Annotated in this window: 2 protein-coding genes, 1 tRNA gene and 1 pseudogene; 3 read left to right on the forward strand and 1 reads right to left on the reverse strand. The window is 71.7% G+C overall.

From position 1 onward, the window contains the following. The 3 genes and pseudogenes from ABZE72_RS16810 to ABZE72_RS16820 all read left to right on the forward strand — a co-directional run. Positions 1–372 (forward strand): annotated as a pseudogene (locus tag ABZE72_RS16810) (hydroxymethylglutaryl-CoA lyase); the annotation flags it as partial. A gap of 1 nt (position 373) precedes the next feature. Next, positions 374–577 carry a hypothetical protein gene (locus tag ABZE72_RS16815; RefSeq protein ID WP_372730181.1) on the forward strand — a complete coding sequence of 68 codons (204 nt, stop codon included), beginning with the start codon at positions 374–376 and terminating at the stop codon, positions 575–577. Positions 578–647: 70 nt separating this feature from the next. Continuing rightward, positions 648–722, forward strand: a tRNA-Pro gene (locus ABZE72_RS16820). A 67-nt stretch (positions 723–789) separates the two neighbouring features. On the opposite strand, the gene ABZE72_RS16825 is transcribed toward ABZE72_RS16820, so the two are convergent. Further along, the coding region (locus ABZE72_RS16825; protein ID WP_372730182.1) for an excalibur calcium-binding domain-containing protein at positions 790–1,658 on the reverse strand (869 nt) is incomplete at its 5' end.

Raw genomic sequence — 1,658 nt, forward strand, 5'->3', positions numbered from 1 at the left:
AGCACCCACATCACCCTCGCCGACACCACGGGGATCGCCACGCCGGAGCGCATCGCCGACGTGGTCACCGCGGTCGGTCCCGAGGTACGCCTCCACCTGCACGACACGCGTGGCACGGCCCTCGCCAACGCCTTCGCCGCCCTGCTCCTGGGCGTCACCGCGTTCGACACCGCGGTGGGCGGCCTCGGTGGCTCTCCCTTCGCCGCCGGCGCCGGCGGCAACCTGGCGACCGAAGACCTGGTGCACCTCTGCGATGGACTGGGGATCGACACCGGGATCGACCTCGCAGCCATGGTGGGCGTGGCCTCGTCGGTGGCCGGCCTGATCGGCCGTCCGGTGCCGTCGCGGGTGACCGCCACCCTGGGAGCCTGACGTGCCGTTCTGCGCGGGCTGCGACCGCTTCTACAACCCCAACACCCTGGATCGAGCCGGCGACTGCCCCGAGGGCCACCATGTGGCCGACCCGGGCGCGGCCCCCGCCGCGCCCACCGTGCCGTGGCACTTCAAGGTGATGCTCGCGTTCTTGATCGTGTACCTCGGCTGGCGTCTGGTCCAGCTCGTCGGCTGGCTTCTCTGAGCGAGGTTCGGTCGCCTCGGTGCCCGGATTCCGGCCGACCCGGTCGGCGCCGCTAGATTGACCGCTCCCACGGGCTGTGGCGCAGCTTGGTTAGCGCGCTTGACTGGGGGTCAAGAGGTCGGGAGTTCGAATCTCCCCAGCCCGACGGAAGAAGTAGCAGGTCAGAGCCGGTCCACTGGACCGGCTCTTCTGTTTGTCGGGGGCGACGGGTGTCAGCTCTCGCAGCCGACGCCGTCGCCGTCGCGGTCGAGGTGGGTGCCGTATCCGGGCTGGCCACGGTGGACGGGCGCTCCGCCGCGCTCGCGTGCCTCGGTGCAGTTCTTGTAGCTGCCGTCGGCGTTGCTGCCGGGGCCACTCGGCGGTGGCGGGCTCGTCGGCGGCGGGTTGGTGGGTGGCGGGCTCGTGGGCGGGGGACTGGTCGGCGGCGGGCTGGTGGGCGGGGGTGTCGTCGTCGCCGGTGCGGCTCCGCAACCCTTGAGCAGGTTGCCGAGCGCGTTCTTCTCGGCCTGGTCGACGGACAGGTCGTACGCGGCCTTGACGTTGACGACCGTGGTCGCCCACAGGCAGTTGGACTCGGCGTGGGACGGGAACCATTCGGCTGCGTCCTTGTCCGACTTGCGGAGGTTGCTCGAGGCGGTGACGGCGATCAGGTTGGCGCGGTCGTTCGCGAAGTCGCGGCGGCGGGAACTCGTCCACCCGTGCGCGCCGGAGTCCCAGGCTTCGGCCAGCGCGACGATGTGGTCGATGTGGACGAGGCTGGAGTCGACCTCGGTCGCGCCATCCCACGCCGAGTACCACGACTTGTCCGGGAGTTGTTGGCTGGTGAGCACCTCGCAGCGGGTGTCGCACCCGTCGTGGTCGGCGTCGCCCCAGTGGGCGAACAGGCCGCGGTCGTAGCCCGAACGGGCGGGCTCGGCCTCCACCCGCAGCGAGTCCAACAAGGTGAGGTCCGCAGCGGACGGGTCCGTGCGGGGCAGGCCGTCCTCGAGTCCGGGGGTGGCCGCGAGCTCTGCCGAGCCGGACCGGGTGCCGCCCTCGGGGGACGCCTCCACCGTCGTCGTGGTCGTCGCCTTCTTCGTGC

The sequence above is a fragment of the Nocardioides sp. genome (assembly GCF_041600255.1).
In the GTDB taxonomy this organism is placed as follows: domain Bacteria; phylum Actinomycetota; class Actinomycetes; order Propionibacteriales; family Nocardioidaceae; genus Nocardioides.